Source organism: Enterococcus sp. DIV2402 (assembly GCF_017426705.2).
Lineage (GTDB): Bacteria > Bacillota > Bacilli > Lactobacillales > Enterococcaceae > Enterococcus_F > Enterococcus_F lowellii.
Genome location: NZ_CP147251.1, coordinates 351,249 through 376,744 on the forward strand (window position 1 = coordinate 351,249; position 25,496 = coordinate 376,744).

The 25,496-nt window shown below is 33.7% G+C and carries 27 protein-coding genes and 1 pseudogene; 13 read left to right on the plus strand and 15 right to left on the minus strand.

All coding sequences use genetic code 11. The annotated features are described in order from the left end of the window. Window positions 1–100: 100 nt before the first annotated feature. Window positions 101–937 carry a hypothetical protein gene (locus tag DOK78_RS01590; RefSeq protein ID WP_207941548.1) on the minus strand — a complete coding sequence of 279 codons (837 nt, stop codon included), beginning with the start codon at window positions 935–937 and terminating at the stop codon, window positions 101–103. 170 nt (window positions 938–1,107) lie between these two features. On the opposite strand from DOK78_RS01590, the gene DOK78_RS01595 reads away from it, so the two are divergent. The 7 genes from DOK78_RS01595 (at window position 1,108) to DOK78_RS01625 (ending at window position 5,833) form a co-directional block, all read left to right on the plus strand. Next, window positions 1,108–1,539 (plus strand): hypothetical protein, encoded by a 432-nt coding sequence (locus DOK78_RS01595; RefSeq protein ID WP_207941549.1) that lies wholly within the window; start codon window positions 1,108–1,110, stop codon window positions 1,537–1,539. A 1-nt stretch (window position 1,540) separates the two neighbouring features. Further along, window positions 1,541–2,098: a hypothetical protein gene (locus tag DOK78_RS01600; RefSeq protein WP_207941550.1), complete on the plus strand. Its 558-nt coding sequence runs from the start codon at window positions 1,541–1,543 to the stop codon at window positions 2,096–2,098. Next, the gene (locus tag DOK78_RS01605) at window positions 2,088–2,903 is read left to right on the plus strand and encodes an FtsK/SpoIIIE domain-containing protein (RefSeq protein WP_207941551.1); all 816 of its coding nucleotides are present in this window, start codon (window positions 2,088–2,090) and stop codon (window positions 2,901–2,903) included. Before DOK78_RS01600 ends, DOK78_RS01605 begins: the two co-directional genes overlap by 11 nt. Before the next feature lie 120 nt (window positions 2,904–3,023). After that, on the plus strand, window positions 3,024–3,476 hold the full coding sequence (locus DOK78_RS01610; RefSeq protein WP_207941552.1) for a hypothetical protein: 453 nt from the start codon (window positions 3,024–3,026) through the stop codon (window positions 3,474–3,476). A gap of 42 nt (window positions 3,477–3,518) precedes the next feature. Then, on the plus strand, window positions 3,519–4,109 hold the full coding sequence (locus tag DOK78_RS01615) for a rolling circle replication-associated protein (RefSeq protein WP_207941553.1): 591 nt from the start codon (window positions 3,519–3,521) through the stop codon (window positions 4,107–4,109). 172 nt (window positions 4,110–4,281) lie between these two features. Then, window positions 4,282–4,548 carry a helix-turn-helix domain-containing protein gene (locus tag DOK78_RS01620; protein WP_207941554.1) on the plus strand — a complete coding sequence of 89 codons (267 nt, stop codon included), beginning with the start codon at window positions 4,282–4,284 and terminating at the stop codon, window positions 4,546–4,548. Window positions 4,549–4,612: 64 nt separating this feature from the next. After that, a complete protein-coding gene (locus tag DOK78_RS01625) occupies window positions 4,613–5,833 on the plus strand; it encodes a site-specific integrase (protein WP_207941555.1) in 1,221 nt (406 codons plus the stop codon). Window positions 5,834–6,483: 650 nt separating this feature from the next. Here DOK78_RS01625 and DOK78_RS01630 read toward each other — a convergent pair. Together DOK78_RS01630 and DOK78_RS01635 are read right to left on the minus strand one after the other, a co-directional pair. Continuing rightward, window positions 6,484–8,346, minus strand: coding sequence for a UvrD-helicase domain-containing protein (locus tag DOK78_RS01630; RefSeq protein WP_207941556.1), 1,863 nt, complete (start codon window positions 8,344–8,346; stop codon window positions 6,484–6,486). Next, window positions 8,339–10,411 carry an ATP-dependent nuclease gene (locus DOK78_RS01635; protein ID WP_207941557.1) on the minus strand — a complete coding sequence of 691 codons (2,073 nt, stop codon included), beginning with the start codon at window positions 10,409–10,411 and terminating at the stop codon, window positions 8,339–8,341. The genes DOK78_RS01630 and DOK78_RS01635 overlap by 8 nt, the downstream gene beginning before the upstream one ends. 291 nt (window positions 10,412–10,702) lie before the next feature. On the opposite strand from DOK78_RS01635, the gene DOK78_RS01640 reads away from it, so the two are divergent. Further along, window positions 10,703–11,728, plus strand: coding sequence for a restriction endonuclease PLD domain-containing protein (locus DOK78_RS01640; RefSeq protein ID WP_207941558.1), 1,026 nt, complete (start codon window positions 10,703–10,705; stop codon window positions 11,726–11,728). A gap of 17 nt (window positions 11,729–11,745) precedes the next feature. Here the strand turns inward: DOK78_RS01640 and DOK78_RS01645 are convergent, their stop codons facing one another. The 4 genes from DOK78_RS01645 to DOK78_RS01660 form a co-directional block, all read right to left on the minus strand. Further along, complete coding sequence (locus DOK78_RS01645; protein ID WP_207941559.1) at window positions 11,746–12,993, minus strand: DNA cytosine methyltransferase; 1,248 nt, start codon at window positions 12,991–12,993, stop codon at window positions 11,746–11,748. A gap of 12 nt (window positions 12,994–13,005) precedes the next feature. After that, window positions 13,006–14,148 carry a DNA cytosine methyltransferase gene (locus DOK78_RS01650; RefSeq protein ID WP_207941560.1) on the minus strand — a complete coding sequence of 381 codons (1,143 nt, stop codon included), beginning with the start codon at window positions 14,146–14,148 and terminating at the stop codon, window positions 13,006–13,008. Then, entirely contained in the window at window positions 14,141–14,362 is a 222-nt protein-coding gene (locus DOK78_RS01655; RefSeq protein ID WP_207941561.1) for a helix-turn-helix domain-containing protein, read from the minus strand. Before DOK78_RS01655 ends, DOK78_RS01650 begins: the two co-directional genes overlap by 8 nt. A 139-nt stretch (window positions 14,363–14,501) precedes the next feature. Then, window positions 14,502–15,365: a helix-turn-helix domain-containing protein gene (locus tag DOK78_RS01660; protein ID WP_207941562.1), complete on the minus strand. Its 864-nt coding sequence runs from the start codon at window positions 15,363–15,365 to the stop codon at window positions 14,502–14,504. 181 nt (window positions 15,366–15,546) lie between these two features. Here DOK78_RS01660 and DOK78_RS01665 point away from each other — a divergent pair, with 181 nt between their 5' ends. The 4 genes and pseudogenes from DOK78_RS01665 to DOK78_RS01680 all read left to right on the plus strand — a co-directional run bounded on the left by DOK78_RS01665 (window position 15,547) and on the right by DOK78_RS01680 (window position 18,613). Then, the gene (locus DOK78_RS01665) at window positions 15,547–15,897 is read left to right on the plus strand and encodes a hypothetical protein (protein ID WP_207941563.1); all 351 of its coding nucleotides are present in this window, start codon (window positions 15,547–15,549) and stop codon (window positions 15,895–15,897) included. 203 nt (window positions 15,898–16,100) lie between these two features. Continuing rightward, window positions 16,101–16,946, plus strand: coding sequence for a rolling circle replication-associated protein (locus DOK78_RS01670; protein ID WP_207941564.1), 846 nt, complete (start codon window positions 16,101–16,103; stop codon window positions 16,944–16,946). Window positions 16,947–16,985: 39 nt separating this feature from the next. Then, window positions 16,986–17,261 (plus strand): annotated as a pseudogene (locus tag DOK78_RS01675) (helix-turn-helix transcriptional regulator). A 125-nt stretch (window positions 17,262–17,386) separates the two neighbouring features. Then, window positions 17,387–18,613, plus strand: coding sequence for a site-specific integrase (locus DOK78_RS01680; protein WP_339076391.1), 1,227 nt, complete (start codon window positions 17,387–17,389; stop codon window positions 18,611–18,613). 22 nt (window positions 18,614–18,635) lie between these two features. Here DOK78_RS01680 and rpsI read toward each other — a convergent pair whose 3' ends face one another. The 3 genes from rpsI to DOK78_RS01695 all read right to left on the minus strand — a co-directional run bounded on the left by rpsI (window position 18,636) and on the right by DOK78_RS01695 (window position 20,154). Continuing rightward, on the minus strand, window positions 18,636–19,028 hold the full coding sequence (gene rpsI, locus DOK78_RS01685; protein ID WP_016173833.1) for a 30S ribosomal protein S9: 393 nt from the start codon (window positions 19,026–19,028) through the stop codon (window positions 18,636–18,638). Between the two features lie 15 nt (window positions 19,029–19,043). Beyond that, window positions 19,044–19,490 (minus strand): 50S ribosomal protein L13, encoded by a 447-nt coding sequence (gene rplM, locus DOK78_RS01690; RefSeq protein WP_338070869.1) that lies wholly within the window; start codon window positions 19,488–19,490, stop codon window positions 19,044–19,046. 178 nt (window positions 19,491–19,668) lie between these two features. Then, the gene (locus tag DOK78_RS01695) at window positions 19,669–20,154 is read right to left on the minus strand and encodes a Dps family protein (RefSeq protein WP_207941565.1); all 486 of its coding nucleotides are present in this window, start codon (window positions 20,152–20,154) and stop codon (window positions 19,669–19,671) included. A gap of 152 nt (window positions 20,155–20,306) precedes the next feature. On the opposite strand from DOK78_RS01695, the gene DOK78_RS01700 reads away from it, so the two are divergent. Continuing rightward, on the plus strand, window positions 20,307–20,990 hold the full coding sequence (locus DOK78_RS01700) for a prepilin peptidase (protein ID WP_207941566.1): 684 nt from the start codon (window positions 20,307–20,309) through the stop codon (window positions 20,988–20,990). A gap of 40 nt (window positions 20,991–21,030) precedes the next feature. Here DOK78_RS01700 and DOK78_RS01705 read toward each other — a convergent pair whose 3' ends face one another. From DOK78_RS01705 to rpe, 5 genes are all read right to left on the minus strand, one after another. After that, on the minus strand, window positions 21,031–22,500 hold the full coding sequence (locus tag DOK78_RS01705) for an NlpC/P60 family protein (protein WP_207941567.1): 1,470 nt from the start codon (window positions 22,498–22,500) through the stop codon (window positions 21,031–21,033). Window positions 22,501–22,702: 202 nt separating this feature from the next. Then, on the minus strand, window positions 22,703–23,212 hold the full coding sequence (mreD, locus tag DOK78_RS01710) for a rod shape-determining protein MreD (protein ID WP_207941568.1): 510 nt from the start codon (window positions 23,210–23,212) through the stop codon (window positions 22,703–22,705). A gap of 2 nt (window positions 23,213–23,214) precedes the next feature. Beyond that, window positions 23,215–24,072, minus strand: coding sequence for a rod shape-determining protein MreC (gene mreC / locus DOK78_RS01715; RefSeq protein ID WP_207941569.1), 858 nt, complete (start codon window positions 24,070–24,072; stop codon window positions 23,215–23,217). A gap of 130 nt (window positions 24,073–24,202) precedes the next feature. After that, window positions 24,203–24,838: a thiamine diphosphokinase gene (locus tag DOK78_RS01720; RefSeq protein ID WP_207941570.1), complete on the minus strand. Its 636-nt coding sequence runs from the start codon at window positions 24,836–24,838 to the stop codon at window positions 24,203–24,205. Next, complete coding sequence (gene rpe / locus DOK78_RS01725) at window positions 24,838–25,488, minus strand: ribulose-phosphate 3-epimerase (protein WP_207941571.1); 651 nt, start codon at window positions 25,486–25,488, stop codon at window positions 24,838–24,840. Before rpe ends, DOK78_RS01720 begins: the two co-directional genes overlap by 1 nt. Between the last annotated feature and the right edge of the window lie 8 nt (window positions 25,489–25,496).

A 25,496-nucleotide genomic window follows, 5' to 3' on the forward strand; every position in this document is an offset into this window, starting at 1 on the left:
ATGAAATCAGGTCATAAACCCTAATTTCATTAGCTATTTTATTTATATATAACTTTCTTTACCAGATCAATGGTTACTTATAGTAGTTTAAATTAGTAGTTTAAATTTTTAGCTCTTTAAATTCTTTTTGAAAACTAGCCAATTTTTTTATATGCTTCTTCGCATAATCAAGATACGAATCCAAAATAAGTGTTTTTTCATTTTCTTCATCTTGATAATGTATTAATAATTCATTATGTTTATAACGATATACATCTACTTTTTTTTGATAATCTAAAACTTGTTGACCAAATGAGTTTTCTGTTGGAGTAAATTGCAATAAAAACCCTTTTAAGAATTCATTTAAAAATCTAGTAAACCTAATATCGAATTTAGTTAATTTTTTTTCAGAAAAAATATTTAAAAATTTCTCTCTTAGCTGATAAATATACTTCTCTGATTCATCAAAATAACACCAACCAATTGCATCATTAGTTATATTTTCTTTTTCTTTTTTTGTATATCTTCCCCACTCTTTACCATACGCTGAACTTTCATAGTAATGCAATTCAGCATATGACACGAAATCAATAAGATTAGCAATAAATTTTTGATTCAATTCAGAGCCTACTTTATTCTCTTTTAAATCTTGTATTACCTTATCATACATAACTGACCAATCAATATGCCCCCAAAGTAATTCATCTTCATTATTGTATTTCAATGTTTCAGTAAAAATAGATACCTCAGTTTCACTCATAAGATACGGATGACTTTTAGTTCTTCTGTTATTAATAATTCTACTCACACGTTTATCATAAGTGTTCTTTTGTGCACCTTCTCTATCATTGAAACCGGCTGGATAGATTTGACTATTTGTCATTCCTAACTTGATTTTTCTTTTTTTTAACGAATTTGCCAAGCTTTCATAAAAATAATCTACAGTATTCTCGTACATATTAAATCCCTCCTTAAAGTAAGTATATCATATTTTCACACAAGGGTGTATCTTTTAAAGCAGATAAACGTCAAAAAATCACCCTATCGAATACACTTATTTTCGTATATTATGAACTTAGTTAGCTAACCAATTAATTAAAATAAATGAAGAAAGAAGTGTTTTACTTTATGCCAACACAAAAATTAAAACTAAGTAGTAACAAACTCGGGCAATTAAACATCAAATCTACGGAATCAAATATTGAAGTCCCTCCATTAATTCAAGTCATTTCTGCTAGAGCAAGAAACGCGTTTATTGAGGGAGTTCAAACAGATACTGTAGAAAAAATAGTTATGCAAGCTGTTGACTTAAAAGCTGTAGAAGTTGCTAAAGCAGCTGGATTTGAACTTGAAGAAATGCCAGCATTCACTGTAGAGATTACGGATGCAGCTTTAGTTACTCAATTGGCAACACAAATCGAAAAGCTAAATGGTCGCGTTCTATCTACTGCTAATTCATCAATTGCACTTAGATGGGTTTCAAGAGGACAAAGCGGTTCTTGGGGCGGGTTTAAACTCATCTTAAATGATTTCAAGCCAGTTACAAGAAAAGAGCAGTAATATGAAAAACAAAACGTATACATTTAAAAAGAAAAGAACTAATGCTGATACGTTTGAACACGTGATGATTATCATTTTTTTGATAATCATCACAGCATTTAGTTTTAATATGTTGATCAATATAGAGTTAATTAAAGATTTAAGTTCTATTCCTCAACTAATCATGAAATCTTTAAGATTCAGCATAATTACTCTTACTATCTCTATTGTAATTACCCTAGCATATTTTTCTCTAACAATACCATTTGGTTATTTGAAATATATTTATCGTTTAAATAAATTGAATGAACAATTAAGAAGAAATCAAACTATTTCGAAGAAAATTATTTTTCCAAAAGTTGAAATTTTTTATGATATTGAAAAAGAAACTTTTTATTTTAAATTTTTATGGGAAGCGGTTTGGACAACAGACATACAAAAAACAATAGATCCCCTATTGTCTCAAATTATGTTCCCTAAAAATGATTATTTTTTTGAAGAACCAATAATAACACAAGCTAACACTACTTTTGTCTACAAAAAAAATCCAAAAAGGCTAGTAATTAACTATGAAAAATAGAATACAATTGAATGAACATCTAGCGTGGACATATTCGGTTAACCCTCATATGGTTGTCACCGGAAAAAATGGTTCTGGCAAAACTCAATTTTTATACTACCTTATTTTAGAGTGCGCTCATCTAACTAGTGAAATCGTTATACTAGATGGAAAAAATGGAGATTTAAGTAATTTAACCGCCGTCAAAATTGGAAGAACAACTGAAGAGATTGTACGTATTTTTGAAGAAATGATTTCTGAAATGAAAAGAAGAATTTCTAAAATACAAGAACTCGATTTAGGAAATATTTTAGCTACAGAAGTCGGATACGAACCAGTTTTTTGCTTTATAGATGAACTAGCAGCAATAATGATTAACGCTCGAAAAACAGACCGAAAAAATAAAGAAAACAATAAAGAAAACAATAAAAATAAGAGTTGGCAAAAACTACGAGAAGATCATGCAATAAGTATTATGGAATCACTTTCAGAATTAATTCTCATAGCTCGGCAATCTTCAATCCATTTGTGCATTTGCTCACAATTTTTCCCTGCTAAATTACTTGAAGGTTCGGAAGTACGCTCTAACACGTCGATAAAAATTTTATTAGGTAGTCAAACCCCACAGGAATATAACATGTTGAATTTGGTTCAAGATCAATTACCACCTGGCACATTTTCAGAAATTGGCGCTGGTATCATTATGATCGATAACCTGAACTGGACGAAAGCAAGATACTTTGAAACACCGTTTATCACTTTTAACAATTGTACTCCTAATGAAATTTTAAAAAAAAGAATTCTAGAGTTTCGAGATTCCAAATAATTGAACTTGGTCGCGTGCGTCGCAGACGCGAAGCTACCAAGTTTCTGAGCGGCTGTGAAGCAGCTGCTCTTCTTGATAAAATAGGGAAGTTTGGAACATTAATATCTAAGGAGAATTATTATGCCCAAGTATTATGATAAAAACGGATTGATATCAGACGGAAAACGAAGATGGTTTGAGTTTATGATAGTTCTAGAAAATCAAGCTTTAGAATATGATCGTGCATTAAAAATACTAGATTCCTCAATAGAATTAAAAACATATCAAACTACTCGTAAGATTGTTCCTTATCAACTGAAAGAAGGCTACATTTTTCAATCTGCTAACGAAGGAAAAGCTACCCATATTGTAAAGAAAAAATCAGGAGAGATTATAATTACAAAAGTATTGTCTGAAGAAGAACTCAATGAAAAAATTATGAAACAAAGAAGAAGAAAAAAGAAAGAATTTATCGACAAAGCTTTAGCTAATTCAAGTATTTGGTCACATTGGTGTACATTAACTTTTTCTCCTGAAATAGCTGATGATGCTTCTTACTCTTATTTAAAAGCAAAAGATGCTTTTATGAAGTGAAGGAAATCAATAGTCAGAAAGTATAAATGTAAGATCAAATATATGGCCATTGCGGAGTACGGAGAAAAAAATGGTCGAATTCATTGGCATGTTCTCTTACACTTTGACAAGTCCATTACATTTGAACAAGCAAAAAGTGAAAAAGGTAAACCACTTTATTTAATGAATCACAACAGACGAAATGTCTTAGATGAAAATAATAAATCCATCCCAAAATTAATTATTCCAGACTGGAAATATGGTATAGCTGACTTTTATCCCATATATAATTCGCCACAAAAAGCTGTAAATTATATGGCAAAGTATATGACAAAGAGCAATGCCCCCATGCCTTACGAAGAGCTGGCAGATAAATCTAAATCATATCTTTCTAGTAAAAATCTAAATAAAGCAAAAAAAGAATATTATTTGGATGAAACTGAAAGCTCTCTTCTTTCGACTGATGTACAAAAACGATTAGAATTAGCTACTCCTACTTTTAAACTATTAAATGCTACGGAAGAAGTAATGCGAAAAACAGAAGCCATCATTGACACAAATGGTGTAATTCACACTATAAAAAAAGAAACATTTTCTATAGATATTGCAAAAAATCATCAGTCGAAAGCTCTCACAGAATCAACTGACGACTGATAAATTAGCTACTTTACACAAACGTATGTAAGCATAAAGCTTAAGTTATTATACTATATTTTATGCTTACATACCTTCATTTAAACTAAAAATATAAGCAAACCTTCTTACTGGTAAAAGAAAAATGAGAATGCTAAAAAATTGATAATAACATGAAATGGAGGTAGAGAACATGAAAGTCATATTACTAGATGAGCAAGTCAAAGAAATTCAAACTTTAATATCCGAACTGATAGAGCAAGAAATAAAGTTTCATCTTACCAATCTGAATTTGTCTAGTCCCTACCTAAATAAAAAACAAACTTGTGAGTATTTAAATATTTCTAATAATACTCTAGATAGTTGGATAAACAAAGGACTGCCAGCCATAAGAATTGGAAAAACAATTAGATTTGATAAAAATGAAATTCATAAATGGATAAGTAGACTAGAAAAATAATCATAAATGATTTATGATTTTACTATGATAATTTTCTAGCTCAAACTAAAAGGAGAAATTTATCATGGCAATAACAAAAACAGAAAATGGAACATATAGACTTAGAATGTATATCCCTGAAGAAGTAAAACCATCTTTAGGGATCTCTTCTAAGGTAGTTGAAAAAAGATTCAAAAAAAGAAGTGATGCAAGTATATTTGAAATAGAGTTATTAACTAAAATTTCAAATATACTTGATGGAGGTATAGACATACCTTTAGAAAGTGATGGTAACATTCTTTTTTCAGATTTTTATACAAACGTATGGTGGGAAGCATACAAATCAGGACAAACAACTTCTACTGCTAAGCCACCAACCCTTGTCACTATTGAAAATACTGAAATCATATTTAGAAAGCATATTTTACCACTCTTAGGTAATTATTCTATTGATTTTCTAAATAATAATAAACAAGTTATTCTCAATTTAATGACTCAAAAATCTAGAGAATATGCTAATTTCAAAACAATAAAAAGTTATGTTATTTCAATTTTTGATTGGGCAGAAGAACTTGATTATATTGAATATAATCGAATTGCCAAAACAATTAGAAGAATAAAAGCTATTAAAAAAATTCAACTACAAGAAGAGAAAAAAGATTCAGATTTATATCTATCAAAGGAAGAATTACAAGCATGGTTTTCAGCATTTCAACAAGATTTAGACCAAGATAAATTATCACTAAAAGATTATGTTTTATTCTTTACCACTTTTTTTCTTGGAAACAGGAAATCAGAATCCTATGGCTTACAATGGAAACACGTTAACTTAAAAAAGAAAGAAATTAGTTTAGTTCAAGCACTCGATAGAAAGAAAGGTGTCAAAACTACTAAGGGAAATAAAAAAACGATTTTTTCTATTCCTATTGAATTAACGGCTTTACTCCACTCTTGGAAAATTCAGCAAAAGAAAGAGTTAGCGAAGTTTAATATCCTTCAAGTCGATGAACAATATGTTTTTACTTATATTGATTCTAAAGGTAACGTCAATAGCCGATTACACGCTGATTATTTAAACAATAAAATGAAGACCGTTAAACGTAGACACCCAGAACTAACACATGCTACACCACACAAATTACGTCATACAGGAGCAACACTAGCAAGATTAAGCGGTGTATCTTTAGAAACTATCTCCGAAGCTCTAACTCATAGTGACACCAATACAACAAAATTCTATGTCAATACTTCAAATATTGTCCCTATGGCTGTCGGAGAAATTGCATATCGGAATCTCGAAAAGTAATGGTGTGAATTTTGGTGTGAATTTCTTGAAAAAACGTAAAAAAAACACCCTTTGGTGTGAACCAAAAGGTGTTTGAAACGTTGATATATAAGTAATATTAACGTTTTGAAAACTGACGAGCTTTACGAGCTTTTTTAAGACCTGGTTAGCCCAACCATTTTTTTAACAGCTTCATAATGCTTTAATAGCAACGATTTAGAGATATTAGACTACAAAAAAATTTTATTGACTTTCAAATTATTTGAAAGCAATGGTGTCAATTACTTGCGCGCCAATCAAATACTAATTAATACATGTACATAAAATATTTAAGATGAGATGGTCTCCTACTGGAAAACTTTACCTAATAAATATTGAACAAAGTTTTTTGGTAATTCATTCATAAAAGTTGATAGTAAGTATATCATATACCGCAGCATCAATTTCTCCATTCTCATATTTCATGCTAAGATAGAATTTCTGCTATCATCTGAACTATCTACAAGACGATATTATGTGTTTCATGAGAACCATGTTGTATCTCACTTAACACAAACCGCTTTAAATCAACTTTCAGACAAAAGTAAAACCTTGATAATTGTCAGTAAAACCTATTCGAGAAGATCAAAAGTATGATCAAAAAAATCGCCAGTTTATCCATCCTTGTAATCTTAATTTGTCAAATCTATAACTTTAGCATTTCCAGGTTGTTGAAGCAGCTCAAAAAATTCATTGATATTATTATGACTCTGGTACGAAATTCTTGTGCTTGATCTATGTTTGCAAAAACTAAAGGTTAAAAATTCTTTTGCACGCGAAATTGCTACGAAAAAAGCACGGCGATCTTCTTCAGGCTGATTTTTGAAATTCCAAAACGCTCCATCTTCAAGACCGACAAAATAAATTGCTTCATACTCTAATCCTTTACTTTTGTGTATAGTCATAATAGAAACTGAATTCTCTCCAACGAAATTTTCGATGGCCTTGTCCCAATTAGAAACTTGTTCATACTCATTCCACAAAAGTTCTTCAACACGCTCAACTAGTCTATCAAAAAATGATCCTTGTGTATAAGTAGGATTCATAGCTTTTAATTTTTGCACATCAAAATAACTCAAAATATTTGAAAGAATATTTTTCAAATCAACTCGAGAATCAACAGATTTTAGTCTTTCACAAACTTCATCAAGGATGCTAGATAGATTTCTTTGTTCTGTACTGTATTTAGTCTCAAAAGTACTTTCTCCAATACCTTTTAAGTTTATTATTGTATCCATAACATACTCTCGTTCATCAGGTGATTGACGATTAATAGATAATTTAATGAAACTAATAAGTAAGTTAGTTATAGACTCTTTTAACAAATCTTGATATTCAATCTCAATTCTTGCACGTACTTCATTATCCTTTAATTTTTCAATGATTTTGCTTACATAATTGTTTGGCGTCTGCTTTACCAAAATACAAATATCTCTTGGTTTAATTCCATTTTGTATTTGTCGAAAAATATCTAATGAAATGTACTCGGATTCATCATCATCATTATTTGTCAATAATAACTCAATTTCACCAGCATCTTGCTCCCACCTTGCAGAAGTTTCAATATTTACAGGATTTTCACTTAATACCTCATACATCATCTTTTGCAATTCTACAATCCTAGGAGCTGATCGATGGTTCATCAGTAACTCAATTCTTGAGGCTGAAAAATCTTTTTGAAAATCTTCAAAAACTGTTTGTCTTGCACCAGCCCATACCATTATTCTTTGCTTGTTATCACCAACAGCAGTAATAATTGATCTCGAGCTCTGAAAGCAAGTCTGTACTAAATTGTACTGGATATCAGTTGTGTCTTGAAACTCATCAAGAAATACATGCGAATATGTCTCTCTTAAACTATTTTTCAAGAAATCATTTGATTGAAAAATATAAGTTGTTAGTAAAGAAATCATTTTAAAGGTCAATGAAGGTGAGATATTTTCACTACCATTTAATAATTTATTCCAAACTCTTTCAATTAAATTAGAATTCTGTATGGGCAATGTGACAGATGCTAGCTTAGCATCAAACAATTTATCTAAATCATATTCTCGCATGTTTTCGTCATTCTGAAATCCGCACTCAAAGAAAGCCTTTCTAATTTCTGCATTATCTCCAATACTATACTCGGCTGAGGGTCTATTTCCCTCAGCTAAAGCCATAAAAAATTGATCCAACATCCTTTTAGCAAACGCATCATAAGTTAGTGATGTAAAACGCCTTCCATATTTCTTACCATATCTCTTCTCAATACGTTCTTTTAGGTTTTCCGCAGAATCCTTCTTAAAACTTATAGCTAAAATTTTTTTGGGTGTCGGACATTTATTTGTTGAAAATAGATATCCTGCTTTTTGTGCAAGTAATTCTGTTTTACCTGCCCCCGGCCCCGCTACGACAAGAATATTTTCTTCACTTTTAATGGCTGCAATAGCATTAGGTTCTAAAGTTAATCCGTCGGCAGGAATCCATTCTGTACTAGCAATATAATTACTCATTATTATCACCATGCTCCGAAATAATTTTTTTTGCAGCAAATATCATTCTTTTCAAAACTTCAGGTGATTGTTCAATTAACTTAGCATCAGAGATTTGAGAAAGAACGGCTATATGGGTACTTGGCTTTCCACGATTTAGAAAGAAATAGTTATACCAAATCATTAATTCCTTTTGCGTTTCGCTGTAAGTAATTCCGGTAGCATCATTGTTTTTTAAAGTTTTTCCGATATCATGGATAATTCTTTCCTGAAATTCATCCAACTCTTTTTCTGAATCGTTTAAATCAACAACTTTTTTGTTGGTGCCGCTTAACTTTATTCGTGGTCCTTCTCTATCTGAAATAGTTGAAATGTAGTCCTGACCGTAACTTTCCAACATCATAAAATCGATATCTAAAGGAGAAGAAAAATATACATTATGATTTTCGAGACGAGTTATAATGTTATTCATACTATCAACATTCTTTACTACCCAAGAATGCATCTCATTGAGTCCATCATCATCTAAAAGTTTACCGTTTTTTAGCTTTAGAAGTTCTTCTCTGTTTATACCTATCTGTAAAAGTTGTTTAATTACATATTTAATTCTGCCCCAACCGCCGCCTTCCCGTTCACAATCAAGATCTAACAAGGTAATATGAGGAATGCCCAAATCAGAAACTAGCCGCCAAAAATGATTCACGTGACGACCACCCAGAGGAACAATGGATACTCCGGAACTATCAAGACCAGATCCATCTGCTTCAAAAAATTTAGGTAGTAGTATTTCCTCACTATCACCTTCTCCAAAAATGACTAACTTAGCAAAATATATTTCAGGATATGCTTTTACAGCCTCCTTTACGTACTTGTACTGATCTGAATTAGTCTCGTTATCAGGCAAAGTCAGTTTCTTAATCGATGTTGATAAAGTGCCATAATTCATTCGGAAATGACGGATTTCTTCTGGATTTATTCTTTTTACAATTGCTGGTGAGTGCGATGTAATAATAGTTTGTGCATTTCCTTTTTTTGATATATCTCTTAGTTTATTTACTAATTTCCCAAGTATATGAGGAGAAATATGATTTTCTGGTTCCTCAACAGCAACAATAGTCAATACAGGAGGTTCTTTTGTAAAAGACAAATCTTCTCCATTAACCATTTCTTCATTTATTTTTGCTTCAACAGCTAAAATACTATCTACTATCGATATATAAAATAATGATTTCATCCCATCACCCATTTCATCGATGGAATACTCTCTTCCCGTCTCCGTTGGAGAAAATAAGACTTCAGTATTCTTTACCGCTGCATCAATAGTTGTAGCATTAAATTTTAAATCTGCTTTCGTATATCGTGTATCTGACTGATATTCATACCACTCTTTCTGAATTGCATTTTTAAGAATATTAACTCCGCTTTCAACAGAAAAATCTTCATTTATCTTATCTATATGTTCTTTTACGTTTTCTCTTGTTTCATCCTTCCAATTGATGCTATTCATTACTTGGTGAATCATGCTACCAGAAACATTTTTTAACTGCTTACCCGGATCTCTTACTGCAGGTACATAGATTAATCTTATTTTATTCAAATCGTGTCTAGATGCATTTTTTTTGTTATCATCTGTAACTTCACTTGTTTCTGGACAAGTAATGAAATAAATATTACTTTCAATAGTACCATCAACTGTATTACCATCTTCCCAACTTGCCTCTAACCTAACACGTAGTTTAGGTAATGAATCAGGACCTTCTACGATAAAACTTTCAAAAAAAATTGGAATTGCAGGGCTAGATTCAACTTGATCATCTAGTAATTCATCAAATTCAAAAATTGCTTCAATTACTAACTCTTGTTTTTTAAAATCCTCAGGTTGAATACCCTTTGGTAAGTGAAAATCTGAACGCTTCAATACACGCTCATTCGGAACATCAGAAAATAATTTGTTTAGTCCTGATAAAGCAGCGGTTTTTCCTACGCTATTATTTCCAATAAGCATGGTCAAATTTTCAAAATCAATTACTTGTTCATCATCACCAATTGAACGATAATTTTTAAGAATCATTTTTTTGAGCTTCATAGACTTTTCTCCCCTATAAATTTCAATATTTAAATGCCATGTATTAATTAGATAGCATTGTTCAAAAGTAATTATATCACTATTATTATCTGTTAAATAAAGCAAAAAAGACTTATTCTGAAGATAGACTTTTCTAAGAGTTAATTTAGCAGGGTGTCAATTAATTACGTACCAAAAAAGCTATCCATGACCTCTCTACAAGGCATATCACGCTAAAATAACAAAGATTTCATTACATTCTATTTTTTGATACAATTAATTGTGATAGAAAGTTCGAAGGGAGAAAATGCGATGCTATATTATGAAGGCTTAGAAGAAATTATTTTTAGTAAACATGAACTAATCGAGGAACCTGATGAATTGATAGTAATTAGCGGATATTTAGGTCCCTCACCTGTAAAACGCCTCGAAGAGCTTCCAATGGCTGTTACGGTAATTGGTGGAATGTATCCTAAAGGCATTGATGCCCGACTTCACCATTCTCTTGAACAAATAAAAAATGAAAATCATAAACTCACATTAAGGTACTCCACACAAGAAATCCATTCAAAAATATATATTTGGAAAAGAAAAGGAAAAACAATATCAGCTCTGATTGGATCAGCAAATTTCTCTTCAAATGGTTTGAGAACAGACTTTAGAGAGTCTTTAGCTGATGCAACTAGAGATACATTTTTACCATTAGATAACTACTTCAATTTTATACTAGAAAACTCCAATGAAAATCCGGTAATTAATAGAAAACAAGTTGAAATTGATCTATCTACCCAGACCTCTGAATTACCAATAGATCTAAGTGATGTTGAATTTACAATTGATATTCCTCTGTATTCTATGCAAAATGGGGCACCCACTGTAATGCCGAAGAGCGGATTAAATTGGGGGCTTAGTAACGGTCACGTTGCACCTGGAGATGGGTATATTCGACTTCCAAAATATATCTATCATGAACAACAAAACCTAATAAAGCCTTATGATAACGATTTTGAAACACCCGAGGGTAGGAGGAGAAGAAACTCGGATCCCATAGAATTACTTTGGGATGATGGCGTAATAATGCCTGCTTCATTTGAAGGAGTTCAAAAAGTAAATGGAGTTAAGTGCCCTAAGCAATTAGCTTCATATAGTGCAAAACAACCTTATCTAAATGGAGAACGTATATCAAAGAAAAGCATTTTGGGACGTTATATTCGCAATCGTTTAGGTGTTGAAGTTGATGAAGAGATTACCTATGAAACATTGCAAAATTATGGTCGTACGACCATTACACTTTCACTAATTGAAGAAGGAGTATACTACGCTGACTTTTCAGTCTAACCAAAATAATGCGGGAGCTAAATTGCTAGCACCGCATTATTTTTCTCTTCATTTTTTATATCTTGAATAAGCCCAGGTAGAAGCAGTCCTAATTTTTTTGCAAAAAGTGGCGGCACCGCATTTCCAATCATTTCATAGTTTGCAACCATAGATTCATTAAATTCAAAATCGTCAGAAAAAGTTTGTAAACGAGCGGCTTCACGTACAGTGATTGATCTTTTTTGACGAGGATCTGGATGTATATGACGCAGACCATCTTTTTTCAAATGTGCAGGGATAGTATTACTCGGTTCATCCCATCTGAGCACATGATATTTATGAACATTTGTACGTTTTCCCGTTTTTTCAAAATAGAGGTCTATTAATGCTTCTGTGGTCTTATATTTATTCGTTCCACTCTGAATATCCATGGCTAAATCATAAAAAATTTCTTGATCACGTAAACTATGGAAACGACTATTATGACCATTAATACCAGTATTATTTGAATATGCATTTAGCTTACTTACAGGGTTTTCAATTGGATAAATTTCAGGTAGATCACCGATAGCATCTCTAACTGTTTTTATTTTCTTCACTTTAGCTATCGAAAGAGTTTCATCATAGAAACGGTGCAATAAGTCTTGATAATCCGTTTTATCATTATCTCGTCTAATTCCAATAATAATGACTCGTTTTCTTTTTTGAGGAACACCAAATTCAGTCAAATCTTGCAAGGCATATTTTCTAAGATCATCTACAATTTCATAACCAATTTCATCAAAGCCTTTCCTAACTAAGTCAGTAATCAACTCCCCTGATGGCACAGCTGACAAAATTCCTTCTACATTTTCAAACACAAAAATTTTAGGTCTGTAATGATTTACAATACGTAAATAGGCTTCAAAGAGGTAGTTCCGGTAATCATCTTTCATACCATTAACATCTCTAATTCTTCCAGCTAAAGAATAAGCTTGACAAGGTGGTCCTCCAGAAATAACATCTACTTCATTATTTCCTACTAACGAATCTAGACCTGTATTTAATCCAAATTTTTCGTCTTCCCACCCATTAAGTAACTCATCAGTTCTCTGTATATCAAAGTTTAAAACTTTATCACTCGCATATTCCTCACCATATTTTGTTTCCAAGCGGTGAACCAATGTTCTTACCTGGGGCTTTAACCATTCAACAGCACCCAACAATCTATATTTTCCCGTCTGTTCGAATCCATCTAATAGACCTCCAGCACCTGCAAAAAGTTCTATATTTGTCAATTTTTTCAATTGATTCCCCCCTTATATGCTCAACTCAAGTTGATCTCCATAATGAACAACATTTGTACTGTCTTTAGTTACAAAACCATTTTCTAAATGTTCAAGCATTTTATCTCCAATTGCTTGAGCAAGTAGGGGGGGAACTGCATTTCCTACTTGCCTGTTTTGTTGTGTTTTAGTCCCTAGAAATTCAAAATAATCTGGAAATGATTGCAATCTTGCATTTTCACGGACTGTAGGCACCCTATTCCACTTATAATGGAAATGATTTCTATGACCAGTATCAATTGTTCTTGATGGTTTTTGACTATGATATCTTGTCCAAGCTTCATTAAACTTACGAGAATCTCCAACACCTTCCGGTAAGTCTTTGTAATTTCCGCCTTCTGGCACTTGACTGATTACCCACTTAACTTCATCCGTATGATTAGTTGCAACATGATTATAGATACAAGAACTATTTTTACGCATTAATTTTTGATAATCACTTTGTGGTTTTTGAGAATATGGAACTGATTCTTGTCCCAATGAATCAGTTAGAGGTGGTAAATCAGATATAGCATCAGCCGTTCCTATATAATGCTCTTTACTTAAATAAGCTTCTGGAAACTTAAAATAATCATAATTAAGATCTTTTCTAAAACCTACAAAAAACATTCTTTTTCTCATTTGTGGTACACCATAGTCAGCTGCCAAGAGAGGTTTATCTGTCACTGAAACAGAATAACCCATGTCCTCAAATGTATTAATAATTTGTTGTTTAACAGCACCTTTATATAGTGTAGCCATTCCGGGTACATTTTCAATTAAAAATGCTTTAGGTTTAAAATACTCAACTGCGTGAACAACAGCCACGTAAAGTCTGTTTCGAGAATCATTTATATCACGAGCTCCAGTTAAACTAAAGCCTTGACAAGGTGGGCCTGCAATAATTACATCTATATCTTTTTTCATTAAGTTTGTTTCAATATCTTTAATAGACTTTACTTCATCAAACAAGTCTTCTTTTAACGCTTTTGCACCTTTAATATTATGACTATAAGTTTGAAGTGCTGCATCATCAAAATCTATACCTGCTAAAACATCAAAACCTGCCTGAACAAATCCCTGACTCAATCCACCTGCACCAGAAAAAAGGTCAATGACACTATATTTTTTACTCATTTACAATGACCTCCTCATCAATATACTCTACAATATCACTAATATCACAATTAAGTGTGCGACAAATACGTGCAAGCGAGTCCATACTTACAGTTTCATTTTTACTTAATTTTGATAAAGTGGTGTTTGTGATACCTGCAATATCTCGTAACTGTGTTTTATTAATTTTTTTATCAATTGATAATTTCCATAATTTGTCATATGAAAACGCCATAACCAAAACACCTACACCTATTTAGAATTATATTCTACAAATGTAGAACATTTCTATTTTACCATACGAAAATACGTTCGTAAATATTTTGATTTCTTTATTAGATATTACATTAATCGTATACTCAAAATTTAAATTTTCATTTCTCAAACCACTCAGAAATCTCATTCGGCGTCTTCTCCACGTATAATTTCATCAACTTTGGTCGCATAGACTGAAATATCCGTACCAATTCTTCACCACCATATAGGGTGCAAAAAGGCTTAGCCGTCAGAACTTGTGATAAATCAGAAATTATCCTTTCCGTGGCTTTATCGTCATCCAACACATTGATTAATTTCCCAATCAAATATTCTTCTGGAAATTCAATATTTCCATTTAGTGCAAGATTATCTATCGAATTGCTTACCATTTTAATGATTTTATCTCTTTCACCAAACTTTATTTCGCCGCTCATTTCTACAAAGTCATTTGTATACAATGCGATAATAGCCGCTGTCTCTTTTTTTTCCTTATCCGTTAGCTCTTTCAATTTATCTGCATTGACAACTTGTTCATTCACAATATCTGACACATAACGAGTCATGATCTTTGGTAAAATATCAGCAAAGCAATCATCAATAAATTCTTCCATCGGATAACCAACTTCATTTTCCCATCCTGGATTTTTAAAATTCCCAGTAAAAAACTCTTCTCTGATTTCGTCCACCACTTCAGGATAGGATGTTATCAATTCACCTTGCCCTTTCAACTTTAGATAATCCGCAATGTATTCCTTGACGCTGCCAAAGTAAAGCCAGCCTACCGATTTCCCACTAATACTAGATAATTGATTAATGACACTTTCAGGAGCTAGCGCATAGCCTTGAACATAGGAACTGATTGTTGGTTTCTTTATTCCCAAGCGATTTCCTAACTCTGTAAAGGACAGATTCATACTCTCTTTGATTTCTTTGATTCGTTGTCCTACCTTCACTTTATCAGGTTGTAATAAGCCAAACATAGATTACTTCCTCCTTGTCATTTTTCCCTATTATATCACTCGTATAAAATTTCGTATATATTTTTTTGCTAATTCTCTTGACTTCGTATAAATAAACGTATAAAATAAAAACCATAGATGGCCATCTATATTTTTTAAACTAATCGTATAAATTATCGTATATATAAAAGGGAGGGCTATTATGCCAATTAAAATCAACGATCTTACCTTACCAAAAGAAAAACTCGAAAAAGAATACCAAGTTGTTAATGTTACTCGCTGGCAAAAAGACGGAGAAATTCTAGGTTGGAGTTATGAATGTATCCTACCAAAACTCCGCTACGAAAAAATCAATGTCAAAGTCAAATCTGAAACTCCTGTGATTACTCCAGAAGAGCTTACCCAACAAGGTTTAGCCATGGTTACATTTACCAATTTAGTGATTGCACCTTGGGGTCGCTCTAACGGTCAATTCGTCAGTTATGGTTTATCGGCCACGGCAGATGCCGTAGCTTTGATTCCGAAAAAACAAGGTAACCCTACGCAAAACTAATTTTCCTATGGGTTTGTTGGGTGGTTAGGACAAAACGGCGAGGCAGCGCCATAGAGCCGCTTCTGTCCGTTAAGACCGCCCAATAAATCCATAGGCTGGAAGGACTGCTTTGCAGGACTTCCCCTTAACTTGATTTATAGAACAACATCAGGCGAAAAATGATGGTTCTTTGACAACTGAATACACATCAAGGAGTGATGGTTTTGATAGCTTATAATCAGAAAATCATTGAGACTCCCACGTACCTTGAAATTTATGATTATGAAGCAATCATTACTCCTAAACAAAAAACAGGAAATATTGAAACCAACCCAAAACGAAAAAAAGAATTAGCTTGGCTTTATGAAGAAGAAAATCCAACTAGCGATAAAAGAAAAAACTATGATGAACTATCCGCTCAAGGACAATACGACAGCTTAAAACGAAAACAAAAATACTATCAAAATATGCGTTTTGAAATTGCCCGACTCGTAGATATGAACTTTGACAATCGAACAAAATTTTTAACTCTCACTTTCAGAGAAAAAATTCAAGACATTGCCTATGCGAATAATGAATTCAAAAAATTTATCAAACGACTAAACTACGAACTCTATCACACAAAAAAAGCACATCTAAAATACCTAGCCACGTGGGAAAAGCAAGAACGAGGTGCGATCCATTACCATATCATTTTATTTGATTTTCCTTTTATCTCCGTCAATTGCCTTACAACCATCTGGGGACATGGATTTGTCAAAATCAACAAGATTGATGTAGATAGCATCGAAAATCGCGGGCGCTATATTAGTAAATATTTTGATAAGGACTTAGATTTGAAAGAGCATAAGAAGAAGGCATTCTTCAAATCCCGTAACCTCAAAGTCCCCAGCGTCACAAAGCAACTCGTGGATCAACCTTTTGACATCACAAATCAAGACGTACTTTATACCAATGAGTATCTTGTAAGACGTCCGATATTTTACAGTGCGATAAACGAAAGTGCAACTCCAGAACAAGTGATGGATTTTCAAGAAAGCAATGTTCGCTATACCAAGATAAAAAAATAATTCATTATTCCCTACGCAAAATTCAAAGGAAGTGAGAATATGACCGAAATGAAAATTTTACTCAGCGATGATCAGATGGGAATCATTTCTACTCAACTATCTGATTTAATCACAACTGAAATCGAAAAAATTAAGACATAGGAAAACCTGCAACACCGCTATATGAATAAAAAGCAAACTTGTCACTATCTACAGGTTTCCAATAATACGTTAGATGGCTGGATTAAAGATGGCTTGCCCTTCATTCAAATCCACGGTTCAAATAGATTTGACCGTATCGCCATTGATCAATGGCTAGCAAGCCTAGCAAAATAATTCCGACATCGTTATACTCCATATATAGTATTTGATTTCGGCTCGCAAACTCGGAGGGAAATACTATGGCAATTAGCAAAATAGAAAATTAAACTTACCGTTTACGGCTTTACTATCCACAAGATATCCAAGAGATGATAGGCGTAAACAAACTTTATTTCAAAACTAGAAAGGAGGCAAAAACAGCAGAAATTGATTTTTATGCCAAGATTAAAGAGCTACGGGAAAATAAAGAAAAGAATGCTTTTGAATTAGGTTGTGAAGCACTGTTCAAAGATTTCTATGAAGATATCTGGATTGATGCTTATACAGCTGGTTTAACTTCTCGAAACACGAAGTCTCCCACTCCTGTTACAATCGCGAATACAAAAGATATTTTTCGTCTTCATATCTTACCAATGTTTGGGAAATACACGTTAAACTATCTTAATCAAAACAAAGCCTTTGTTCTAAAAATCATGACGCAAAAGGCTGCCGAATATGCAAACTTTAAAACACTACGTAGCTACGTTAATTCTATTTTTGATTGGGCGGAAGAGCTTGAATACATTGAACGGAACAAACTAGAAAAATCGCTTAAACGGATTAACGCTACTAAGAAAAACAAATTGCAGGAAGCCAAAAAAGAAGAAGATTTATACCTCTCCTTTGAACAACTTCAAGAATGGCTAACTGCCGTCCAAAGTGATTATGAAAGTGGGCAATTGACTTTACAGGACTATGTATTATTTCTAACCACCTTCTTTTTGTCTGATCGCAAATCAGAAACTTATGCCATCAAATGGAAGAACGTGAATTTCACTACTTCCCAGATTACGATTGGCAAAGCCTTGGATAAATTCGGCAATGAAAAAAGCACAAAAGGGAATAAAACGACAATTTTCCATATTCCGAATGAACTAAAGCAATTACTTCAACAGTGGAAAGTCCAACAAAAAGAAGAACTAGCTCAATTTGAAATCGAACAAACCGAAGAACAGCTACTCTTTACCTTCTTTGATGATAAAGGGAATATCAACCAAAGGCTTCATACAGATTATTTGAACTACCGTATGAAATCCATTGAGCGACGACATAAACACCTTACCCATGCGACCCCACACAAGTTACGGCATACTGGGGCAACTTTAGCCAAACAAGCTGGTGTCGCTCTAGAACAGATTTCTGAAGCATTGACTCACAGCGATACAAACATCACAAGAACTTATGTAAATACACCAAATGTGATTCAAATGCCTATTGGTGAAATTGCCTATCGTAAATTGTCTCAAAAAGAGTCAGACCGGAATGGTGTCAACAATGGTGTCAACTCAAAAAAAGACGCTTCGCAAAGTGACTTGCGAAACGCCTGAAAGTACTGATATGAAGCTGTTTTTAACGTTTTGAGAATTGACTTGCTTTACGCGCTTTTTTAAGACCTGGTTTTTTACGTTCAACCATACGTGCATCACGAGTAAGTAAGCCTGCGCGTTTAAGAGCTAAACGGAAATCAGGATCTACTTCTAGTAAAGCGCGAGCGATACCATGACGGATTGCGCCAGATTGTCCAGCGTATCCACCACCGTTAACGTTTACGAATACATCGTAAGCGCCTTTTGTTTCAGTAACGCCGAAAGGTTGGTTGATAACTTCACGCAAGTCAGCGTGTGGAATATATTCAGTAACGTCTTTTTTGTTTACAGTAATTTTACCAGTTCCTGGTACTAAACGTACGCGAGCAACTGCGTTTTTACGACGGCCTGTGCCTGTATATTGTGCTTGTGCCAATGAAATTCCCTCCTATTAGATTAAGTTAGTAATGTCTAAAACTTCTGGTTGTTGAGCTGCATGTGGATGAGTTCCCTCAGCATATACATGCAATTTCATGCCTTGAGCACGACCTAAAGTGTTTTTAGGTAACATGCCTTTTACAGAAGTTTCGATCAAACGACGAGAATTTTTAGCACGTAATTCACCGGCAGTGATTGATTTCAATCCTCCTGGGTGATTTGAGTGACGGTAGTATACTTTATCAGTCGCTTTTTTACCTGTTAATTTTACTTTATCTGCATTAATTACGATTACAAAATCACCTGTATCCACATGTGGTGTGAATGTTGGTTTGTTTTTACCGCGTAGTACAGATGCTACTACAGTTGATAGACGTCCTAAAGGAACATCAGTCGCATCTACTACATACCATTTACGTTCTACTTCGCCTGCTTTGGCCATATATGTTGTACGCAAGATTTTTTTCCTCCAATTTCGATTTCGAATGTTTGACATACACTTGAGTTTCCGGGGCTCTTGTGGGGCAAACAATACCATTTAATATATTACCTAGAATAAGGCATAAAGTCAACGTTTTTCTCTTATAAAATGAAAAAAAGAAGCAAGCTTTCAAAAAGCCTGCTCCTTTATGCAAATCTTAGTTTACTTTTTCGTGTGCTGGATCGATATTTGGTGCAAAACCTAATTTTGCTTGAATCATCCAGATTTTTTTCTCTACATCTGTATTGAAACCAGTGAAGATATCTTGTGTACTGTCATCGCCTTCTTCACCAGAAACTTCAATACCTTCTTTGTAAAGGTCTGATAAGTAACGGTAGCCTTCAACTAATTTTTCCATACGTTCAGGAATTGTACGATCGTATGTGCCAACTTCATCTTTGATACCAGTGTTATCAGCAAATTCTTGTAATGTTGAATATGGTGCACCATCTAAAGTAATTAAACGTTCTGAAATCACGTCTAGTTGATCGTTGATTTCATCCATAAATTCATCCATTAAAGGGTGTAAAGTTAAAAATTCTGGCCCACGCATATACCAGTGAGTTTGGTGAATTACAACTGAAAATTGGCTTAAGTCAGCAACCAATTGATTTAAAATTTCTTTTGTTTTTTCGTATCTCATATCTGATTCCTCCTTAAAATGTTCTACATGATTAGCATATTACGGATTGCCTAAAATGTACAACGAAAGCCTCTATTTGAGAAAATTTCTCAAGCATTCTTTAACGTTTTCTTCATGATTTTTGCGTATTTAATACTAAAGGAGTGAAGTCAATGTTTTGTTTTTTTATCGGTAGTTGTTTTGGATCCTTGTTGTGTGTGATTGCACAGCGAGTTCCACTAAAAAAGGATTTTATCACTACACGTTCGCAATGTGACCATTGTAACAACACCCTGCGATTTTGGGAATTAATTCCTATTTTTTCCTATCTGTTCTTAGGTTTTCGTTGTCAACGATGTGGCGGACGTATTCCAGTCATTACTTGGTTAATTGAAATAATTTATGGTGGGATTTTTTATTTTTGTTGGGTGCAGCCAACGATTTCTATGCAATTAATTGCCTTTCTTTGGTTAACCACAGCTACCTTACTTTCATTAACTGATTATTTTTACTTTTTGGTTGAGCCAAAAATTCTTTATCCTCTACATTTGTTGTTATGGAGTATCATGTTTTATTTTCATCAGCCTTTTTATTTGTCAACACTTTCACTGCTAGTGATTTTAGGCATTTTCTTTTGGTTTAGTCTCCGAGATTCTATGGGAATGGGTGATTGGCTATTATTGGGGTTATGGGTGCCTTGGTTAACAATTGAACAATTTTCCTTACTACTATTTGTAGCAAGTGTTTCTGCTTTAGGTGTTTTTTTCGTTAGTTATTTCTTGCGAAAGACACATTTTCAATGTCTGCCTTTTGTTCCTTTTTTAAGTTTGGGGTTATTCGTTGCCTATTTTTTATAAAAGAAAAAAGCTGACGAAAATTCATTCGTCAGCTTTGAAATTACATACGTACTGCAAAACTTGGTGCAAAGTAAGCTACTGAAGCTACTGTTACTGATTGTCCTGGTGCTGGTGCGTGGATGTATTGTCCGCCACCTAATGCAATAGCTACGTGGTAAGTGCTACCTTGTGAGCCCCAGAATAATAAGTCTCCTGCTTGTGCTTCACTTACAGAAATTACTGAGCCAGCACTTTCTTGAGGAACAGTCCAACCACCGATTTCACGGCCTGTTGCTTTACGATAAACATAGCTTGTGAAACCTGAACAGTCAAAGCCACTTGGATCTTTTCCGCCCCATACATATGGTACACCAATGTATTTATATGCTTCTGCTACAACTGAACCAGTTGGTTGAGAAGATTCTACTTTTGGCGTCTCAACTTTAGGCGTTTCAACGACCGGCGTTTGCTCCGCTGGCGTTGACTCTACAACTGGTGTTTCTTCAACAGGTGCTGGTGTTGAAGTTGATTGTTCAGTTGTTGAATTTGACACTGGTGTTGATTCTGCAACTGGTGTATTTGTTGATTCCACAGCTGTTTCTTCAGCTTTTTCAGTTGATTCTACAACTGTTTGTTCTTGAGTTGTAGAATTTTCAACTGGTGCTGAATTTGTTGATGCTGCTTCTTCTGTTTGTTCAGTTTGTGTTTGCTCTTGAGAAGAAGTTTGTACAGCTGATTCTTGTGCTTTTGCTGCTTCCTCTGCTTCTTTTTCAGCTTGTGCTTGTTTAGCTGCTTCTGCGGCTGCTTTACGAGCTTGTTCTGCTAAACGTTCTTGTTCTGCAATACGAGCTTTTTCAGCTTCGGCTTCAGCTTTACGTTTTTGAATACCTTTTTTCTCATCTTCTTTTGAAGATTGTTGTAAAGCTAAGTCAGCTTTCAAGAAGTCTAAATCAGCTTGACTGCGTTGAATCTCACCTTTTTGAGCTTCTAAAGCAGTTTGATTTTCAGCGATTTCTTGTTGTTTCGCTTCGTTTTCAGCTTTTTTATCTTCAACAGCTTTTTTATCTTCTTTTTGTTGGTTAACCAATTCGTTGTTCGCGTTCACGATAGTACTCATCGCTTGGACACGTCCAATTGCGTCTGTTAATGAATCAGAATTTAAAACAGCTTCTACAAGGTTAGTATCTGCTCCATTTACTTGAACATCACGCGCTTGTTTACGGATTGCTTCTTCACGTTTTTCAATACGTACTTCTAAATCAGCAATTTCTTCTTGTAATTTTTGAGATTGTGCTGCTAATTCTTGTTGTTTTGCAATTAATTCTTCAGCTTTGTTATTGATATCAGAAATTTGACCTTCTAATGAGCTAATTTGATCTTGAATACTTGCTTGTTGCGCTTGTAAGTTACTAATCTCTTTGTTTTTTTGCTCGATTTGTTGATCAAAGTCATCAGCTAATACGATGCTAGGTGCAACAGCTGTAAGTGTTAATGAACATGCTAGTAATGCGGTAAGTACACGTTTCTTCACGTTTCATTCCTCCGACTGGTTTTATTTAATAAATAGTTAATTAAGTTTAAAATTTCTTAAACTTCTAATTTAAACGACAAACAGATTGTAACATACGCATATGACAGGGAAATAAAAGAAATATTACAAATATATTTCATTTCTCTCAAACAAATGTTTGCTTTTTCTGAAAATTTTTCTTTTTTTCTCTAAAAAAAAGAAACTATTTTGAGTAAAATAGTTTCGATAGTGGGTAATATAATACGGTAAAAATTAAAATATTTACCAATAAGGTTGGGCCTAAGAAATGTGCGACAAAATAAACAATATTGATTGATGTTAATTTAAACAATAGTTGGATGCCCAATGTAATTAATTCAATACAAGTGACTAAAATAATCCAACCAAAGCTTTCTGTCAGAAGGTTTTTATAAAGTGTCTCTTCTAATAAATACATTAACCAAACAACTAAAGGAAATGCTACTGCGTAAATTCCTAAAACACCAAGATAATATACATCAAAGATACTTCCAATGATTAAAGCAGAAATAATCATGTATCGTTGTGATAAACGTGTAACTACAAAAAACATTACGAGTAAAAGCAAATGTGTGCTCCAAATGTAATTTCCATGACTCCAAGAAAGAAAAGTTCGTGTCAAATGGGCATCCACTAACATCATAAAAAAGAACATTGGTGCTGCGTAATATTTGAATGATTCTTCTTTTAGCATACTTATTCGTCCCCTACTGTTCGTTCAATAACTGTAACGACTGAAAGATCATGCGAGTGTGCATAAGGTTTTACGTAAACTTTTTGATCTAAACCAAACTTATCAACTTCTGATTCAATGACGGTGCCCACTAATAAATCAGCTGGTGAGTTACCTCCCAGGCCCGACGTTTGAACAATATCATCTTTTGAAATTGGCGTTTTACCTGTTAATTGTTCTACCACTAACGCATCACGAGTAACATCGTAGCCTTTTAATAAACCAAAAACCTCTCCTTTTTCTGTACTAATACGCACAGGATAATGATTGCTTGTTTGATTTTCAGATGTTAGTAATTCTACTTTAGAAGACATCGCATTTACTTCTAATACACGCCCAATTAATCCATGTTTAGCCATCACTGCCATATTTACTTCAATACCATCAGTTGCACCTTTGTCAATCACTAGCATATCTTGCCAAGAATCGGGTGAACGGGTAATAACATTGGCGGTAACTTTTTGGAAACTCGTTAAGGTTGCATTTAATTCCAATTCTTCTTTCAAAGCCGCAACTTCTCGTTCATAAGATTTATTTTGTCGTTCTAGTGCATCATATGCATCAACTTTTTCTTTTAAACGTTCATTTTCTTCATATGTAACTAAGAGATTTTGTACAGAGCGAACACCATTATCAAACCACCGTGCGGGTGCAAATACAACTTTATCAACAAATGCTACAGAATCATTGATGACCACTTGTATCACAGACGATTTCTCATCTTTTGCGCGTTGTGCAACAGTCAAACTTAATGCACCGACTGCAATTATAACTAAAATCAAGATAATAATAATATTTTTATTTGGATTAAATTTTTTCACTGAAGCACCTCTAAAATTTCAAACTGATAGCTTAAATTGTACCACTAAATGCCTTTAAACAAAAGAAAGACTCCCACTCTTAATGCTTTTTTTGAAAACTTTCGAAAAAAAACATTGGTGGGAATCTTTTTTACTTATCTTTGCTTTGAACAACTGCTACAATTCCCTCTGTAAAAGAAATTTGTGCCTGATTTGTTAAAAATTCATTGCTGGCATAGGAAGTAGGATGCGTTACTTCTTGATTACTTAATGTATATTTACTTTTAGTTAGTGTCAATTTTGAAACAGGCGTTAAACAGCAATAAGCTAAATACTGCATACCTGCTTCCTTGTGAATCGTATGTGTTCCTGGCAATAGAAATTGAATGCTATTTTGTTGGTCTTTTAAAAGAAGTTGCTGACAGTGTGGCATAAAACGAGGTTCTAAAACCATCCATAAATTTGCCAGAAAATGATCAATTCTTCCCCCAGTTAAACCTATTAAAGTCACATTGGCTTCTGGATAACGATTTAATAGTAGTTCTAATCCTAATTGCGTATCCGTATCGTCTTTTTCTGCAGGTGACTGTTTAACTTCTTCTGCGGTACTAAAAACCAATTGCTGTTCCGCTTCATTTAACGAATCGAAATCTCCCACAGCAAGTGTCAAAGGTAAGCCCTGTTCTATCAAAAAAAGACCGCCACGATCTATTCCAATATAGACATCGTAAGTAGCTAATTGTGGCCAAGTTGAAATTGGCGCCCCTCCAACCATCAAGACATTCATTATTGAATCGCTTCTTTCAATAATTGAATTTGTTTTTCAGGGTGCTCAGCATCATAAATATAACTCCCTGCTACAAAAACATTCACGCCTGCTTCTTTACAACGTTTTGCAGTTTCAGGTACGATTCCACCGTCTACTTGAATATCAAAATGATAGCCGTTTGCTTCTCTTAAAGCAGCTAATTCACGAATTTTATCTAATGACTCCTCAATGAACGATTGTCCACCAAAACCTGGATTGACCGTCATGATCAAGACTTGGTCGACCATTGATAAGACATGCTTCACACTATCAATTGGTGTACCAGGATTTAAAACGACTTCTGCTTTAACATTCTCTGCTTTAATCATTTGAATTGCTCGATGAATATGAGGCGTGGCTTCAACATGCACACCAATAATATCTGAACCCGCAACAGCAAAATCATGAATATAACGTTCTGGTTCAACAATCATTAAATGAACATCTAATGGTAACTTAGTGATTGGACGAATAGCTTTTACTACATTTGGACCAAATGTAATATTAGGTACAAATTGCCCATCCATTACATCCACATGAATATAATCTGCTCCATGTTTTTCAACAAACTCAATATCTCGTTGTAAATTTGCAAAATCTGCGCTTAAAATTGACGGTGCGATTTTCATAAAATTCC

Bases quoted from the DNA above. Each gene is read 5' to 3' on its own strand.
- DOK78_RS01695 (WP_207941565.1), bottom strand. From the start codon at position 20,154: ATGAGATACGAAAAAACAAAAGAAATTTTAAATCAATTGGTTGCTGAC.
- DOK78_RS01605 (WP_207941551.1), top strand. From the start codon at position 2,088: ATGAAAAATAGAATACAATTGAATGAACATCTAGCGTGGACATATTCG.
- rpe (WP_207941571.1), bottom strand. From the start codon at position 25,488: ATGAAAATCGCACCGTCAATTTTAAGCGCAGATTTTGCAAATTTACAA.
- DOK78_RS01610 (WP_207941552.1), top strand. From the start codon at position 3,024: ATGCCCAAGTATTATGATAAAAACGGATTGATATCAGACGGAAAACGA.
- DOK78_RS01630 (WP_207941556.1), bottom strand. From the start codon at position 8,346: ATGAGTAATTATATTGCTAGTACAGAATGGATTCCTGCCGACGGATTA.
- DOK78_RS01600 (WP_207941550.1), top strand. From the start codon at position 1,541: ATGAAAAACAAAACGTATACATTTAAAAAGAAAAGAACTAATGCTGAT.
- DOK78_RS01720 (WP_207941570.1), bottom strand. From the start codon at position 24,838: ATGAATGTCTTGATGGTTGGAGGGGCGCCAATTTCAACTTGGCCACAA.
- DOK78_RS01665 (WP_207941563.1), top strand. From the start codon at position 15,547: ATGCCAATTAAAATCAACGATCTTACCTTACCAAAAGAAAAACTCGAA.
- DOK78_RS01650 (WP_207941560.1), bottom strand. From the start codon at position 14,148: ATGAGTAAAAAATATAGTGTCATTGACCTTTTTTCTGGTGCAGGTGGA.
- DOK78_RS01655 (WP_207941561.1), bottom strand. From the start codon at position 14,362: ATGGCGTTTTCATATGACAAATTATGGAAATTATCAATTGATAAAAAA.
- DOK78_RS01615 (WP_207941553.1), top strand. From the start codon at position 3,519: ATGGCCATTGCGGAGTACGGAGAAAAAAATGGTCGAATTCATTGGCAT.
- DOK78_RS01700 (WP_207941566.1), top strand. From the start codon at position 20,307: ATGTTTTGTTTTTTTATCGGTAGTTGTTTTGGATCCTTGTTGTGTGTG.
- DOK78_RS01625 (WP_207941555.1), top strand. From the start codon at position 4,613: ATGGCAATAACAAAAACAGAAAATGGAACATATAGACTTAGAATGTAT.
- DOK78_RS01660 (WP_207941562.1), bottom strand. From the start codon at position 15,365: ATGTTTGGCTTATTACAACCTGATAAAGTGAAGGTAGGACAACGAATC.
- DOK78_RS01595 (WP_207941549.1), top strand. From the start codon at position 1,108: ATGCCAACACAAAAATTAAAACTAAGTAGTAACAAACTCGGGCAATTA.
- mreD (WP_207941568.1), bottom strand. From the start codon at position 23,212: ATGCTAAAAGAAGAATCATTCAAATATTACGCAGCACCAATGTTCTTT.
- DOK78_RS01640 (WP_207941558.1), top strand. From the start codon at position 10,703: ATGCTATATTATGAAGGCTTAGAAGAAATTATTTTTAGTAAACATGAA.
- DOK78_RS01620 (WP_207941554.1), top strand. From the start codon at position 4,282: ATGAAAGTCATATTACTAGATGAGCAAGTCAAAGAAATTCAAACTTTA.
- DOK78_RS01635 (WP_207941557.1), bottom strand. From the start codon at position 10,411: ATGAAGCTCAAAAAAATGATTCTTAAAAATTATCGTTCAATTGGTGAT.
- DOK78_RS01590 (WP_207941548.1), bottom strand. From the start codon at position 937: ATGTACGAGAATACTGTAGATTATTTTTATGAAAGCTTGGCAAATTCG.